Source organism: Paracraurococcus lichenis (assembly GCF_030657435.1).
Taxonomy (GTDB): domain Bacteria; phylum Pseudomonadota; class Alphaproteobacteria; order Acetobacterales; family Acetobacteraceae; genus Paracraurococcus; species Paracraurococcus lichenis.
Map to the genome: position 1 here is coordinate 1 of NZ_JAUTWS010000590.1, position 281 is coordinate 281.

The window sequence follows — 281 nt, forward strand, 5'->3', positions numbered from 1 at the left end:
GCCATGGAGGGGCTGACGGCGATATTCTCCGGCAAGGCGGCGGCGCCGGAGAGCGCGAAGGCGGTCGAGGCGGAGGTCGAGAAGCTGCACGCGAAGATCGGGCAACTGGTGGTGGAACGGGATTTTTTGGCGAAAGCATCCGGTCGATGAGCCTGGAGCGGCGGCGCCAGATGATCGAGCCGGACCACCCGCAGCTATCGGTGGTGCGGCAGTGCGAGCTGGTCTCGATCAGCCGCTCGGGGTTCTACCACCGGCCTGCGGGCGAGACGGCGCTGAACCTT

At 67.3% G+C, this 281-nt stretch carries 1 pseudogene; it reads left to right on the forward strand.

Annotation, left to right across the window (positions count from 1 at the left end):
* Nucleotides 1–281: pseudogene (locus Q7A36_RS41360) on the forward strand (IS3 family transposase); the annotation flags it as partial.